Annotated in this window: 15 protein-coding genes; 9 read left to right on the top strand and 6 right to left on the bottom strand. The window is 52.1% G+C overall.

Translation table 11 applies throughout. From position 1 onward, the window contains the following. Nucleotides 1–361: 361 nt before the first annotated feature. Both AC3ZPD_RS11925 and AC3ZPD_RS11920 read left to right on the top strand, forming a co-directional pair. Nucleotides 362–757: a globin domain-containing protein gene (locus AC3ZPD_RS11925; protein WP_490984515.1), complete on the top strand. Its 396-nt coding sequence runs from the start codon at nt 362–364 to the stop codon at nt 755–757. 124 nt (nt 758–881) lie between these two features. After that, entirely contained in the window at nt 882–1,580 is a 699-nt protein-coding gene (locus tag AC3ZPD_RS11920) for a DUF2225 domain-containing protein (RefSeq protein ID WP_490984514.1), read from the top strand. Between the two features lie 77 nt (nt 1,581–1,657). Here the strand turns inward: AC3ZPD_RS11920 and AC3ZPD_RS11915 are convergent, their stop codons facing one another. Continuing rightward, a complete protein-coding gene (locus AC3ZPD_RS11915) occupies nt 1,658–1,888 on the bottom strand; it encodes a hypothetical protein (RefSeq protein ID WP_490984513.1) in 231 nt (76 codons plus the stop codon). Nucleotides 1,889–1,890: 2 nt separating this feature from the next. After that, on the bottom strand, nt 1,891–2,046 hold the full coding sequence (locus AC3ZPD_RS11910; RefSeq protein WP_490984512.1) for a YycC family protein: 156 nt from the start codon (nt 2,044–2,046) through the stop codon (nt 1,891–1,893). A 104-nt stretch (nt 2,047–2,150) separates the two neighbouring features. Here AC3ZPD_RS11910 and AC3ZPD_RS11905 point away from each other — a divergent pair, with 104 nt between their 5' ends. Continuing rightward, nucleotides 2,151–3,962, top strand: a complete 1,812-nt coding sequence (locus tag AC3ZPD_RS11905; protein ID WP_490984511.1) for a M3 family oligoendopeptidase — start codon at nt 2,151–2,153, stop codon at nt 3,960–3,962. Between the two features lie 310 nt (nt 3,963–4,272). Then, a complete protein-coding gene (locus tag AC3ZPD_RS11900) occupies nt 4,273–4,695 on the top strand; it encodes an O-methyltransferase (RefSeq protein WP_490984612.1) in 423 nt (140 codons plus the stop codon). A 111-nt stretch (nt 4,696–4,806) separates the two neighbouring features. Here AC3ZPD_RS11900 and AC3ZPD_RS11895 read toward each other — a convergent pair whose 3' ends face one another. Together AC3ZPD_RS11895 and AC3ZPD_RS11890 are read right to left on the bottom strand one after the other, a co-directional pair. Beyond that, nucleotides 4,807–5,025 carry an alpha/beta-type small acid-soluble spore protein gene (locus tag AC3ZPD_RS11895; protein ID WP_490984510.1) on the bottom strand — a complete coding sequence of 73 codons (219 nt, stop codon included), beginning with the start codon at nt 5,023–5,025 and terminating at the stop codon, nt 4,807–4,809. Between the two features lie 193 nt (nt 5,026–5,218). Next, on the bottom strand, nt 5,219–6,187 hold the full coding sequence (locus tag AC3ZPD_RS11890; RefSeq protein ID WP_490984509.1) for an aldose 1-epimerase: 969 nt from the start codon (nt 6,185–6,187) through the stop codon (nt 5,219–5,221). 452 nt (nt 6,188–6,639) lie between these two features. Here AC3ZPD_RS11890 and trpS point away from each other — a divergent pair, with 452 nt between their 5' ends. Together trpS and cyoE are read left to right on the top strand one after the other, a co-directional pair. After that, a complete protein-coding gene (gene trpS / locus AC3ZPD_RS11885; RefSeq protein WP_490984508.1) occupies nt 6,640–7,626 on the top strand; it encodes a tryptophan--tRNA ligase in 987 nt (328 codons plus the stop codon). A 300-nt stretch (nt 7,627–7,926) separates the two neighbouring features. Beyond that, on the top strand, nt 7,927–8,862 hold the full coding sequence (gene cyoE / locus AC3ZPD_RS11880; protein ID WP_490984507.1) for a heme o synthase: 936 nt from the start codon (nt 7,927–7,929) through the stop codon (nt 8,860–8,862). Between the two features lie 119 nt (nt 8,863–8,981). Here cyoE and AC3ZPD_RS11875 read toward each other — a convergent pair whose 3' ends face one another. Together AC3ZPD_RS11875 and AC3ZPD_RS11870 are read right to left on the bottom strand one after the other, a co-directional pair. Further along, nucleotides 8,982–9,338 (bottom strand): toprim domain-containing protein, encoded by a 357-nt coding sequence (locus tag AC3ZPD_RS11875; protein ID WP_490984506.1) that lies wholly within the window; start codon nt 9,336–9,338, stop codon nt 8,982–8,984. Between the two features lie 96 nt (nt 9,339–9,434). After that, a complete protein-coding gene (locus tag AC3ZPD_RS11870; RefSeq protein ID WP_490984505.1) occupies nt 9,435–10,589 on the bottom strand; it encodes an MFS transporter in 1,155 nt (384 codons plus the stop codon). Nucleotides 10,590–10,851: 262 nt separating this feature from the next. Between AC3ZPD_RS11870 and AC3ZPD_RS11865 the strand changes: the two genes are divergently transcribed. From AC3ZPD_RS11865 to AC3ZPD_RS11855, 3 genes are all read left to right on the top strand, one after another. Continuing rightward, nucleotides 10,852–11,313: a hypothetical protein gene (locus AC3ZPD_RS11865; RefSeq protein WP_490984504.1), complete on the top strand. Its 462-nt coding sequence runs from the start codon at nt 10,852–10,854 to the stop codon at nt 11,311–11,313. 87 nt (nt 11,314–11,400) lie between these two features. Further along, complete coding sequence (locus AC3ZPD_RS11860; RefSeq protein ID WP_490984503.1) at nt 11,401–12,540, top strand: transglutaminase domain-containing protein; 1,140 nt, start codon at nt 11,401–11,403, stop codon at nt 12,538–12,540. Between the two features lie 183 nt (nt 12,541–12,723). Further along, nucleotides 12,724–14,766 (top strand): peptidoglycan D,D-transpeptidase FtsI family protein, encoded by a 2,043-nt coding sequence (locus AC3ZPD_RS11855; RefSeq protein WP_490984502.1) that lies wholly within the window; start codon nt 12,724–12,726, stop codon nt 14,764–14,766. Nucleotides 14,767–14,872: the final 106 nt, after the last annotated feature.

Here is a 14,872-nt window from a genome sequence, read left to right as displayed (position 1 = left end):
GTACAAAAAAAACGAGAAAGCGCTTGCTTAATGGCTGATTTTTGAATAGGAATATGGTAGAATGGACATTGTAAAGCATCGCGGTCTCTTATGATTCCCCAAAATCCTGATGAGCGGAGTGATGTATATGAGTTTTGTAGCAGGTTTGCTCGTATGTGCGTTTGTATATGTCATACGCGCCTCCCTAGTCCGTTCAGGTGAAGAGGATTGGCGCAGTTATTGAGATGAATAGAGTAGAGGGTATTTAGGGCGCTGGTTCAGCGCCCTTTTTTTGTTCGCGTATTTTAGCGGGCTAAACGTATTTCCGCGGATTCTTTGTTATAATATAAAAGATTACGTCAAGGAAGGTGGTGCAGCCGGTATGAACCCTAATCAGGGACAAACCTTGTATGAACAATTAGGCGGCGGGGAGACGATCCGCAGGCTTGTGGAGGCTTTTTATCCGAGGGTCCAAAAAAATCCGCTTCTCGGGCCGCTTTTTCCGGAAAATATCGATCCGGTCCTGGAGAAGCAGTATATGTTTCTAACTCAATTTTTTGGCGGTCCGGCGCTGTATTCGGACGCTCACGGACACCCGATGATGCGTGCCCGCCATCTCCCGTTTCCGGTAACGCCTGAACGTGCGGAAGCATGGCTGTTTTGTATGGGCGAAGCGTTAACGGAGGTTGGGATAGAGGAGCCGCTGCGGAGTTTTGTGCTCCAACGGTTATCTGGTCCTGCCATGCATTTTGTGAACACGCCGTCGTCCCAGGCTTGAATAAGCTGAGCCTAAGCTTAAATATAAAATTATAGATTTAATTAATAAATTAGATTTAGCTTTCATAGATTTCCATAGAAACAAATCAGCATTTGGCTCCCAAGCCGGAAAGAAGGAACAGGCCATGCAACTTGAGCCTCTGTATACAACCAAAGCCACCTGTCTCATGTGCGAACAGGAATTTTCCACGTCCCGGGTACGTCCAAGCTTTAAGCGGGCTCACCGTACCGACACCGATTTTTGCGGTTATTATCAAAACGAAAATCCCGATTTTTACGTGGTGAAGGTTTGCCCGTACTGCGGATTCGCTTTTACCGAAAATTTCAGCAATCGCATTACCGACAAACAAAAAAGCAATTTTGCCCAGTCCCTGGGCGGACGCATGCAGCCGCGCGATTTCAGCGGCCACCGGGATTGGGGATCGGCGCTTGAGAGCTATAAGCTGGCGCTGCTGTGCGCGCAGTCCGTCAATGAAAAGGAGCGCCTGATCGCCGGACTGCTGCAGCATATCGCCTGGTTGTACCGCTATAAAGAGAACACGGAGCAGGAGCAGCGTTTCCTGAAGTTCAGCCTGGATTCCTACATCAAGGTATACGAGCTGGAAGGCGGCGGGGGCAATGATGCCCGGCTGATGTACCTGATCGGCGAGCTCAACCGCAGAACGGGGAATTTCCCGGAAGCCGTTCGCTGGTTCTCTCGCGTCATCAACGACCAGAAGATTATGGATGCGGCCATGATCCGTGCCTCCCGCGAACAGTGGGCCTTGCTGCGCGAGCAAATGCTTGAAGCTAAACAGGAGCTGCCGGAAGAAATGCAGGAATAAAAAAATAAACCGCCGGCAGCTTGGCCAGCGGTTGAGCAAAATAAAATAATAACCGTGTGCGGACACCCAAATTTCTTTTATCGTACAACAGTGTCGGTCAGCAGATAGTCGTCGTCGCTGTCCAGGACCATGACCTTATGGAAGCAGCAGGGGAACACCAGCAGTTTCTTTTTCCCCTCCCGGACGGTCAGCACTTCCTTGGGTTTCATGGGAAGCAGCACATTTTCCTTCCCGCAGAAAGGACATTCGGGTACATAAACATCACCCATTGAAATATCGTAAGGCAGCGCTTTGTTAAAAGGAATCATTGCTATTGTTCTTTATCCTTTGCGGCTTCTTCTTTCGCGATTTCCGCTAGTTTCTGCATCAAAATATGCTGCGGCATATGCATGAGCTGTTCAATCGGGACGTTAAGTTTTTCGGACAGCTTGACGGCTGTATCCGCGGATATTTGTAAAGGTCTCATAATCGTGCCTCCTTCGTGCCCTCTTGCGCGGGATATACCTATAGTTATACACTCAGTTACACGAAAGTATCAACCTATCTGACTGGGAAAGGATGTTTGCGAAGATGAGTAACCTGAAGCAACCTGTTAGTCTGACCTGGGATTTGGAGTCCGTTTTTCCCGGAGGCTCGGGATCGCCTGAGTTGTCGGCCCATTTGGCCAAAGTGGAGAAAGGGATTCAGGAGCTGGACCAATTTGTAAAAAAGGCAGCGCCGCCCGCCTCTGTTGAGGATACCCGAGCTTTTGACGGATTTATCGACGATCTGCAAAACGTTTACGCCGGTGTCGGTCAGGCCGGCAGCTTTGTCGGCTGTCTGACCGCCCAAAATACCGCCGATAAAAAGGCGGTCCAACTGTCGGACAAAGTAACCTCGTACAGAGCGCAGCTGAGCTCGGTTTCCGCTCTCTTCGAAAGTCTGCTTCGCGCTACTTCTGATGAGGTTTTTGCAGGCTGGATCGCCCGCCCGGAAATCGCTCCGATTGCCTTCAGCCTGAATGAAACCCGTGAAAAAGCAAAGGACAAATTATCGCCCGAGCTGGAAAGCCTGGTGCTTGACCTGGCGATTGACGGTTACCACGGATGGGGCGAACATTATGACACGATCGTAAGTAAATTCAGCCTTCCCTTTAAGCATGAAAATGGGGATACCGCTAATTTGTCGGCCGGACAAGCCCATAACAAGCTGCATGATCCGGACCGCAGCGTCCGTGAAGCGGTGTTTGCCAAATGGGAGGAGAAATGGTCCGAGCTTGGCGATTATGGTGCCGATACGCTGAACCGGCTCGCGGGTTTCCGCTTGAAGCTGTATAACAAACGCGGCTGGAACGATGTGTTAAAGGAACCGCTCGCCTATAACCGGATGTCCAGAGAGACGCTGGATGCGATGTGGCAGGCCATTACAGACGCCAAGCCGGTATTTGTTAAATATTTGGAACGCAAAGCCAAACTGATGGGCGTCGAGAAGTTGGGCTGGGCGGATGTGGAGGCCCCTCTGGCGTTGGGAAGCGAAGGCGGAGCCCATATCTCCTATAGCGACGCCGCCGAGCTGATCGTCAAAGAGTTTGGCGGGTTTAGTCCAAAGCTGGCCGAATTTGCGACCCATGCCTTCAACAGCAGCTGGGTGGAAGCGGAAGACCGGCCTGGCAAACGTCCGGGCGGGTTCTGCACGACCTTGTCGGAGAGCAAGGAAACCCGGATCTTTATGACTTTTGGCGGTACGGCTTCCAACGTATCTACGCTTGCACATGAGCTGGGGCATGCTTACCATTCCTTCCTGCTGAAGGACATGCCTTTGTTCAGCCGGAATTATGCAATGAACGTTGCCGAAACGGCTTCGACCTTCGCCGAAAATATTTTGTCCTCCGCTCAGGTCAGCCGGGCTGAAAAACCGGAAGAAAAATTGATGCTGCTTGAAGAAAAGGTTCAGCGCAGCGTAGCCTTTTTCATGAATATTCACGCCCGGTTCCTGTTTGAAACCCGTTTCTACGAGAAACGCAAAGAAGGCCTCTTGAGCACGGAAGAGCTGTCCTCTTTAATGGAAGAAGCCCAGAAGGAAGCGTTTTGCGGGGCGCTTGATTCTTACCATCCGCATTTTTGGCTGTCCAAACTGCATTTTTACATTACGGACGTTCCTTTCTATAACTTCCCGTATACATTTGGATTCCTGTTCAGCAACGGCATCTTTGCCCGCGCGAAAGCGGAAGGAGCTTCCTTTGCGGCAAAATATGATGCGCTGCTTGAAGATACGGGCCGCATGACGGTCGAGGAACTGGCCCAAAAACATCTGGACGTGGATCTGACCCAGCCGGATTTCTGGCGTGAAGCCGTAGCCGTGTCCACTGCGGACGTTGAGCAGTTTCTGGAAATGACGAAATAAAACGAACAGAACGGATAGTAAGCTTGAAGTTGAGAAGCTCGAATTTCAGCAGACGAAAAACGGTCCCGGTTTAGCGGGGCCGTTTTTCTTTTTGGGCCTTAATCAGGTGAGGGCGAATCCTGTCGCTGATTTGTCGATTGGGGGTCCGGCATGACGAATAAAAGCGGCTGAACAGGGCTGAAATCCACTTTCCATAGGAAATAATACCCAAAAACGTACCATATTTCTGTTAAACCTTTGGATAATATAATATAATGTGTCATAATCCCTATTTTTAGGGAAAATCTCAATTTTTAAGGGAGTGGGTAAACTGAAGACAGAGCAGCTATCGTTAGCCAGACAGCTTGATCTGGTATTCAAGGAATTGGAACCGGAGTTGGGCGGATTAACTTCAGGTACAGTATTTATTCAAATTCGCAATAATGTGGTCGGCAAATTCGGCATCAGGCATAACCCCATAGCCGGCAGAAACGGTCAGTTGTCGGGAGAAGGCGAAGGTTTGAATGCGGTGCAGCTCAGTTCTTTCAGAAGCATGGCTATAGAAGCCCTTAAATTTAAAAAGTCGTGGACGCATGGGGAAATCAGCTACGAATTTGCGCTTAGACAAGGTACCGTCGTTGTGGATGCGACGCTCGAATCCAATTACAATATGGCGAATTTGATGATTCGTTACCCGAGAACAAACAGCGGTCATACATACGGAGCTTTCGGAGAAATGAAGGATTTATCCTGAGTTGCATGATTTAAGTCCAGGAAGTTATGGAACAGGCAACAGACGGTATGCCGGATGGCATACCGTCTGTTGTTTCGGTGAAATATAAGAAAAGTATAAGCTTCACAATATTTACAGGGATTTACCCGACAAAGATTGTTCCGCCAATTGTACCAAACGCTTTGTGATGTAGCCCCCGAGGGAACCAGTTTCACGGGAAGTGTAGTTACCGTAGTAACCGTCAGCTGGAATTTGTACGCCCAGTTCTTGTGCAGCTTCCATTTTCAATTGTTGAAGAGCTGCAGTTGCTTGAGGAACAACCAAGTTGTTGCTGCTGCGTCCTTGTGCCATGTTTGTCACCTCCTTCGTTCGTTGTGAGGTTAGTATGAGCCGATCCGCCGAAAATATGCGCACAAATTTTCAAATAATTGATATCCAATTATTCCCTGTTCAAATGATCCGAACAAACGGGAGGTTAGCAGGCCGCGTATACAAAAAAACCCGCGCGCAGCGCGGGTTTTGAATACTTTATCAGCTTTCTTGCTTAAGAGGGATAAATGATTTGCAGCTTCAGATTAAGCTCAACCATTTGCTCCGGTTTAATATCAATCAGGCCGCTTTCCTCATGAGGAATGTTCAGATTAGGCGCATCAGGCAGCCACGTGTAGGGCTCGATGCAGAGAAATTGGTCCGCTTCGCCTTTCGTATAAAGCACCCAATGTTTGAAATAGGCCGGATCGGCCGAATATTTCAAGCCGTAGCCGTCCGTACGCATGAGCAAAGCTTCTACCGGTTTGCCGCCAATTTGCAGCGGCGTATCCATATTGGTGCCTTTAAGGTTCAGCTTGTCGTTCAGAGCCTCGTAGTCTCCCAGAGGAGCGGTTTCTCCGGTCGTGATCGTTTCGTCATCCATGACGTAAAGTTTGCTTACCGGGAGATGCAGATTCCAATTCTCGGGTTCCCCGTCAAGCAGGAACCAGGTGTGCAGGCCAAGCCCAAACGGAGCGGCATGCCCGCCCAAATTGGTGATGCGGAAAGTTTGGCTTAAGGAAGAGCCTTGCAGCCGCAAGGTCATTTCCAGCTTAAGCGGAGTGGGGTACTGGCGCATCCAATTGGGGTCGTCGGCTGTAAGAAATTCGGTCGTTACCGAGCAGCCTTCCTCATCTTCTTCAATATCGCTTACGCACCAGCTTTGCGTCCGGTGCAGACCGTGAATATGGTTGTCGTTGGCGGTATTCTGATCAAATTGATAATCCTGGCCCGCATAGGAAAATCTGCCCTTGCGGATTCTTCCCGGCGGGATGAGCAAAGGGATGCCGAAGTGGTAAGGCTTCTGCAGGTAAAAGTCCAGATCGCTTTCTTCAGGCCGGCGCAATACCTCGCGCTGCTGTACAAGGTCTTTAACCCCGATGATGTTGTTGCCGAGACGAGGCAGCAGCGTGACTTCAAGTTCGTGGCTATGTAAAATGTACGTGTCGTAACCATTCCATTGCCCTTTGGTCACTTTTTTCATGTCTTTGCTCCTTTTCCCAATTAAAGATTCTGATTCTGAAACTGGCTGTACTTATCATAACATTTTTGGCTTTGCCCGTAAAAATCGATTTGACTTAGCCGGGGATGCCCGGCTATGATGAACTATATCAAATTCATTTCTAACACAAAGTGATGACGGGGACAAGTAAACGTGTAAATTTCCTTGCAGAAAGCCGGTGGGTGATGCGAACCGGCGGAAAGATAGGCGGCTGAATGGACCCCTGAGCTTCGGCGGGAACGGAAGACCGTAAGGTCATCCCAGTATAACCGAACGTTTTATCCGCGTTAAGGAAGTAAGGCCGGCATCGGTTCCGCAGCGTACGGGCGGACTTTTTTCGGCGAATTAGGGTGGTACCACGGTCTCACGTCCCTTGCGGATGTGGGGCCTTTTGATTTTATACGGATCTTTAAAAAATGAAGGGGGATTTTCAGATGAAAACCGTATTTTCAGGCATTCAGCCCAGCGGCAAGCTGACGATCGGCAACTATATCGGCGCGATGAAAAATTTCGTCAGCCTGCAGCATGAGCACAATTGTAATTTTGTTATCGTCGACATGCACGCCATTACGGTAGCCCAGGATCCGGCCGCGCTCCGCGAACAGTCCGAATCGGTGGCTACGCTTTATATCGCGGCAGGAATCGATCCGGCCAAAGCCAATGTTTACATGCAGTCGCATGTGCCGCAGCATGCGGAGCTCGGATGGCTGCTGACCACGCTCACCTCGATGGGCGAGCTGGAACGGATGACGCAGTTTAAAGACAAATCCGCAGGCAAAGAAACGGTCGGCGCCGGTTTGTTTGTTTATCCTTCGCTGATGGCGGCCGACATTTTGCTGTTTAACGCCGACCTTGTGCCAGTGGGCGACGACCAGAAGCAGCATCTGGAGCTGACCCGCGACCTTGCCGGACGGTTTAATCACCGTTTCGGGGAGTTTTTCAAGCTGCCTGAGCCTTACATCCCGGAGATCGGCGCACGGATCATGTCGCTGGACGACGCCTCCAAGAAGATGAGCAAAAGCAATCCGAACGAAGGCAGCTACATCGCCCTCCTGGATCCGCCGGATGTCATCCGCAAGAAGATCAGCCGGGCGACAACCGACTCCGGCCGGGAAGTGAAATACGATCCGGCGAACAAACCGGAAGTGAGCAACCTGATCGGGATTTACAGCCAGCTGTCCGGCTTGCCGATTGCCGAGATCGAGCAGCGTTATGAAGGACAAATGTACGGCCCGTTCAAGAAAGACTTGGCGGAGGTCGTAGTGTCCGTGCTGGAGCCTCTGCAGCAGCGGTATCATGAAATCCGCGAATCCGGCGAGATCCGCAATATTTTGCGCGAAGGCGCGGAACGGGCGGAAGCCGTTGCGGCCAAAAACCTTAAAGAAATCCAGCATTTGATGGGTTTCCTGCCAAGAGGCTGATTAAGGCCGGAACAGCATATACCTGAAAAAGCATATATAAGCGGGATAGAAGCCGGTAGGGACAGAAATTTGTTGTCCGATACCGGCTTTTTTCTTTTTTATGGGTATACTAATGAATATTGTCCTTTCTTTCCGGGCCTTTCGTCACGAAATTGTCATATAAAAATCACCATTTTGCCCCGGGATTCAAACATGTTTCCTGATTGATATGATAAAGTTTATAGAAGAGGTTGTTTTAGAACTTTTTTGTCGTTTGAAATGACCATTTGTTGCATTTAATTTTTTAGGGAGGCAAGCAAAATGGGCAAACCATTAAGATATCAGGCTGGGGCGGATGCCGCGGCGTTGTCCGTAAACTCTCCGGCTTCGGAGTCGGCAACCTGGCGCGATTTTGTGGCCCTGACCAAACCGGGCATTATCCGTTCCAACCTGATTGCAACTTTTGCAGGGTATTGGCTCGGCGCGCACTGGCATATCGATATCGTCAAGCTGATTCTTACCATGATCGGTACGGCGCTTGTAATGGCAGGAGCGTGCGTATTCAATAACTATTATGACCGGGAAATGGATACCAAAATGGAGCGTACCCAAAACCGGGCGCTGCCGCTCGGGAAACTTTCCCCAAGAACGGTGCTGATCTACGCCGGCATTCTAAGCGCGGTTGGACTGGCTTTGCTGTTCGTGTTCTCCGGTGCCTTTGCCGGTTTGTTCGGCATCGTCGGCATGCTCGTCTACGGCGTTGTTTATACGATTTGGCTGAAACGCTCCTCCACCTGGAGCACCTCGATCGGCGCGATTTCCGGGGCGATGCCGCCGGTGATCGGTTATGTGGCCGCTTCGGGCCGGGTTGACCTTGGTGCCTGGATGATTTTTGCGATTTTGTTCCTGTGGCAGCCGCCCCATTTCTGGGCTTTGGCGATCCGCCGCGTGGAAGAATACCGCGCAGCCGGTTTCCCGGTGCTTCCGGTCGTCAAAGGCGTAAACCGCACCAAATATCAAATGATTCCGTATATCGCCCTGCTGCTGCCGATTCCGTACATCATGTACGTAAACGACATTACGGGCATTTGGTTTTTGATTATCGGGACCGCGCTTTCCCTCGTTTGGCTGTTAATGGCGCTTGTGGGTTTTATCAAACAGGACGTGGAGAAATGGTCCAAACGGGTGTTTATTTTCTCCATCAATTACCTGACGCTAAGCCTGATCGTGATGTTCCTGGATACGGTTCATAAATAATTGCATCTGAAAAAAATAAAGACGTACTCGCGGCGCTGCCGCCGGGTGCGTCTTGTTTTTTATGCTGGAAAGCAGTTCGGAGCCAAGCCGCTGCCCGAAGACCCGGGCCGGTTTTGCTTTTAATCGATGCCGGGCAAGGGCGGCGGATACACGATGTATTCCTCCAAGCCGGCTTTCTCGAGCTGGGCGATTACGTATTCGTCAGGCGTGCCTTCCACCCCGGCGTAGCCGCGGCGGGTGTAAATCTGCTCAGCGTCGGGAAAGGCGTCCCGCAAAATCGCCCTGATTTTTTTTCCGGAGGAATCATTGTCCATAAACAGGTAAACCTCGTCGTTTTTGGCCTGTTTGCGGAGCTGTTCAAGCTTGAGGGTGCTCATGGAGCCGAACGTGCACAGGATGTTGATTTCTTCGCTGACCAGCCGGCGCAGCTTGCTGCGGTCATTTTTGCCTTCCACGATAATGGTTATCTCCGCCATGTCATCACCTCGCTGCCTATAGTGTAAACGCAATTCCCCTTTTCATGCAAAAGAGGCGCGTCCGGCAGCGGGAAGCCGGCAAAACGGCGGTTCGAGTCAATCCACCGGGATGGGCTGCTTGGGCAGGCGGCGGGTTGGCGGCAGGGAGATCAGCAGCACCATCAAGACGACAAACGCAAGGAAATACGGGGAAAAGCTCAGGTGCAGCTGGCCTGCAACAATCGGGCCTATAAAAGATCCGAGCGACATGGCAATCGACTGGAAGGAGAACACGCTGCCCATCCGCTCGCCGCCGCTGATTTCAATGAACAAAGACGAAATGGCCGGAAAAATAATCCCTTTGGACATTCCCATCACAAACAGCACTACAGGCATCGGGATTTTATCCGGCATCGTCAAGCCGTAGAAACAGAGCGCCAGCAGTAAAATACCGCTTAAAGCCCTCAGGTAAGGGGAGAAGCGATGCAGAAACAGCATGCTCAGCGTAACGAGCGACCCAAGGCTCAGGATAGAGAAATAAATGCCCGTGTGCAAAATCCCTTCCGAGGTTCCGCCGTCATGCAGGGGAAGCTCGAAAAACAAAATGCCCTGCGAACAGGCCACGCCAAGCGGCAGCAGATAATAACTGAGCGGCACTCCGGGCAGCAGGCCGGGGCTCTCCGCGGCTGCGGCGTTAGCCCTGGAAATTTCAAGCTGGAGCTCCACCGCTTTGCCGCGGATCGTAAACAAGGCCAGGAGCCCGGCCGAGATCAGCACCCACCCGAGAGACTGGAAGGTCAGCGAGAAGCCGGCAAACTTGACCAGGAACGCTCCGGCTGCAGGCGATAGCACCGAAGCCAGCGTATGGGTCACGCCGTGACCAGCCATCAGCTTGCCCTGCGTCACCGCGTCTTTGGACAGGGAAGCCAGCAGGGCCAGGCAGGCCGGGGCGAGGAAGGCCAGCACAAAGCCGCTGATCGACCGCAGCACCAGCAGCTGCCAAGGCGAAGTGACCTGGGCCTGCAGCAGCAAAATGATCCCTGCCGCAATCAGGCTGAAAACGACGTATCGTTTGCTGCCGTGTTTATCGACGCCTTGTCCGGCGATCAGGTTGCCCGGCAGATGCGTCAGGGCATAAATGCCCATCATCCAGCCGATAAAAGCGGGAGTCGCTCCCAGGGAAACCGCAAACGGCGTCAGAATCGGATATTGGGCATGCAGGTCAAAAAAGGCGATAAACATAAAAAAATAAAGCCCTACAGCGATTTTCATGGTGTCCCTCCTAAAAGTTTTGTGAAGCTTAAGCAGCTCCTTCTCTTTTTGATTTCCGTATGCAAAGAATGGGCCATGCTCTACTTGTACGCCTTTTTGCGGCGAGTTATGCCAATTTTGAAATAACGGCCAGGGGCGGCTTTGAACCTAATAGGGTTAAGCTGGGCTAGGATTTGGCGATCATGTATAATGGATAAAGGCATTACAGCAGGAGCAAGAGAACTTAAGTCCGCTAATTTGGCTATAGGGGTGTTTAAACGGGATGGATTTTCAAAGTTTGGATTATCAGGTGTGGGTGGATTACTTCAAGCAGAACTGGCTGATTATCGTAGTAGCCCTCGTGGCCTTGTTTCTGGTGGCCAACCTGGTCAAGACCGTTATTAAATGGATTCTGATTATTGCCATCGCGGCCTTCCTGATCGTATACAGCGGCATCACGCTTAACGATATCGGCAAAGCCGTGTCTACCGTCAAGGATGAAACGATGAGCACGATGCAGTCCGAAGCGCTGAATTTGATGAAAAACGAAGCGCAGGAAGCGAAATTCACGCAAAACGCGGATGGCACTTTTACCATCAAGACGCCGAATCTCGAGGTAACCGGGGAAAGCGGCAGTGACAAGGTGAAGGTATCGCTTCACGGGGTTTCGCTTGGGGAATGGAGCCGGGGCGATGCGCTTGAAGCCTTCATTCAGGAGGCGAAACGGAGCGGCGGCCAACCCTGAGGACTGAGCGTGAGCGCTGAAGGCGTTTTTTTGACAAACAGCAGGCTATGACAACATGAATTTTAGACATCGGAAAGGAGGTCCCGCATGACAGGACTTCAGCAGCTGCAGGGATATAACCTCGTTAATTTGTTACTCATCATCGTCATTGCGGGCTCCATCCTGCAGGGCGTGCTGAGGGGAACCTCCAAATCGGCAGGAAGGCTGCTGTCGCTGGTCGGCGGCGGCATCATGACCGCCTTGAGCCTGGCTGCCGCGATTCCGCTGACGGCTTTTCTTTCACCGAAGGTGCAGCAGTGGCTGGCGGAACACGCCCAGACGCCGGACCGTCAGCTCAGCGGAGCGGAGCAGGCGGTTTATACGCTGGCGGCGGCGGTGCGGGAGTTTCAGCTCGTGCGCTACGTCATCCTGTTTTTTATCTGCTATTGGATCATCCGGTTTGTGCTTGGCCTGCTTGGCCTTTTCCTGCCGGGCATGAAATGGATCGGGGGACTCGGGAGAAAAGAGCTCCGCTCCGGCCTGGCCAGCCGTTTGTTCGGCGGCGTTATCGGCGCGGTGATCGGAGCGTTCCGCGGCATCGTGCTGATCGCGCTGCTGTTTGTGCTCGTTTCCCTTTTTCCGGACAGCGGGTTCAGCAAATATGTGGAAGCCTCGCCGGTTTACCGCCAGGGGGCGGAGGTCATTTTGGAGCCTTTGTCCGGCAAGCTGATTAAAGGCAAGCTGCCTGTTTTGACGCAGGACGTGGAGAATGAGCTGAACGGGATTTTTGAACGGAAATACGAGGTTATCGATGCCGGAATTCCGGACGACATTCAGGCGGCCGCCGCTCAAATCGTAGCCGGAGCTGATTCCGACCGCGAGAAGGCAAAGCTTTTATATAACTGGGTCGGAACGAGGATCCAATATGATTACGATAAGGTAGAGGCCTACGAAAAATACAACGATTGGCATGAACAAACGCCGGAGATGACCTTTAAGACCCGCAAGGGCGTCTGTATCGATTATGCCCGGCTGTATGCCGTGATGGCCCGCTCGCAGGGGCTAGACGTCAAGGTCATTACGGGCTTGGGTTACGATGGCCAGGGCGGCTACGGCTCTCACGCCTGGAACGAAGTCTACGTGGACAACGCCTGGATTCCTTTGGATTCCACGTGGGCCCAAAGCGGCAACTGGTTTGACACGCCGGATTTCGCGGAAACGCATATTCAGCAGAAGGTGCTGGGCTGAGCCCGCAGCCTTCAAGTTGGCGGAGCAGCCTGATCGGGCGGCTCTGCTTTTTTCGTACCCGAAGCCTGAAATTGGGAAATAGATTTTAAGGCCAGGAGCCTGACTAACCCGCTGGTATTTGTGTTAAAATGTTACAATAACACTCCTTATCCGGAGGGATAGGGAACATCGGGGGCGACCGGAATGAAACCGAACAGGTACAGTGAGGATATGCAGGCTCAGGAGATCTCGATGCAGCGCCATTTTAATATTCGCCTTAATATTTTTTTCTTCAGCGCTTTTGCGATTTTTACGGTTATTATCGTGAGATTGGCCATCATCCAGTTTGTTGAAGGTCCCACCTTAACCTCGCAGGAGGCCAGTTTGACGGTACGCGATGTGCCGCTGCCTCCCGACCGGGGGACGATTTGGGACGCCACAGGCGTAAAGCTGGCATATTCAACCCCCGTACAGTCCCTTTATATGACGTTATTAAAAGATTACAGCAGCGGAACCGGGGCGAAAAACCGGCCGGAGGCCCTCGCGCTGGCGGCGGATATCGTCGATATTTTTAATAAGTATGGCGACAAGACCAAAAAGCCGATGACCGTCAGCGAGGTCGTGACGGCGATGGACCTGGACTCCAAAATCAGCGGAGGTTATGCGCCCCGGCGGATTAAAGAAGACCTTACCGATAAGGAAGTCGCTTATTTTATGGAGCACAAAGCCGATTTTCCGGGGATTGATGTCGTGGAGGAGAGCGTCCGCCATTATGACTCGGACCGGGTAGCGGTGCAAACGATAGGTTATACGAAAAAGTTTAAGGGCGCGTCTTATAGCCTCCCGCTGTACGAGCAGCTTCGTTCGGTCAAATCCTCCGACCCTTCGATGCAATATATAGATACGGAGGACGTCGGTTATGACGGGTTGGAGTATCAATACCAGGCCGACCTGCGCGGACGGAACGGGTTCAAAAGCGTGCCGATCAACGCCCAGAACATGGTCGACGGCACGGCGGAAGTGACTCCGCCCGAGAAAGGCGCCGACCTTCATCTGACGATCAACAAAAATATCCAGCTGAAGACGCAGCAGGCCATTCTGGATCAGCTGAAGTGGCTACATACGAATCCCGTTAGCGGCAAACTTCACCCTAATGCCCAGACCGGGTATGCAGTGGCGATGGAAGTGGATACGGGAAACATCGTGGCTATGGCCAGCATGCCGGATTACGATCCAAACACCCAGGACGGCTGGAGCATCGAAAATTACCAGAACGGCACGATTACGCCCTACAGCTCCGGCCGTTCCGGCCATAATCTGGAGTCCGTCGTCCTGCTTGGCTCAACGATCAAACCTTTGTCCGTGCTGCTTGGTCTGAATGAGAAGCTGTTTACGACGACTACGCCTTACCAGGACCGCGGCATCGCCGAATTCGGGAAAGACGGCTCAACGGTCCGCAACTCGGAAGGGCACGTTTACGGCTATTTGAAAAGTCCGGCCGATGCCATCCGCCATTCGTCCAACGTTTTTATGGTCGACATGGTTGGGAAAAAGCTTTACAGCAAATACGGCTCGAAAGGCATCGCCAAATGGGATGCTTACATGAAGGAATTCGGGCTGGGCGTATCGACCGGCATCGACCTGCCTAACGAATATTTAGGCACGCTGGAATATAAAAACGAAGCGGAAACCGTGCTGTCGAGACTGGTTTATGCTTCCTGGGGCCAGCAGGGCAAATATACGACCATGCAGCTTGCCCAATACGCGGCCATGCTCGCCAACCGTGGCAAACGACTGGAACCGCATCTGGTCAGCAAAATTACCGACAGCAGCGGGAAGGTGCTGCGGACCTTTCAGCCGAAGGTGCTGAACCAGGTTTATTTCGACTCGAGCTACTGGAACGAAGTCATCAAGGGCATGGCGACAGCCGTGAGCTCCTTTGACGGCTTTCCGTACGATTTTGCCCGCAAGACGGGGACCTCGACGCAGGACGTTTATATCAAAGGGCAGAAAATCCAGACCGACAACGGCGTGTTTATCGCCTTTGCGCCGCGGAAAAATCCGAAGCTGGCCGTAGCGGTCGTTATTCCGGAGGGCGGGTTCGGCGCGCAAAGCGCGGCTCCGGTCGCCCGGAAAATCTTTGACGCCTACGACCAGGAATACGGCCTGGACGGGGTGCCCAAAAAGTCGTTAAATATGGGGACGCCCGCCGGAGAATCCGCGGACGGGAAACAAACTAACGAATAAGTGATCCGTTTGGAGGAACCGGCTGCCCGGAGGCAGCCGGTTTTGCTGTTTTTTAAGAAGAGAATTTTTTGCGGAGAATGTGAAACTGTTCAAGGGAGGTAACCGT

The sequence above is a fragment of the Paenibacillus mobilis genome (genome assembly GCF_058267595.1).
This window is presented reverse-complemented; position numbering and strand designations above follow the sequence as displayed.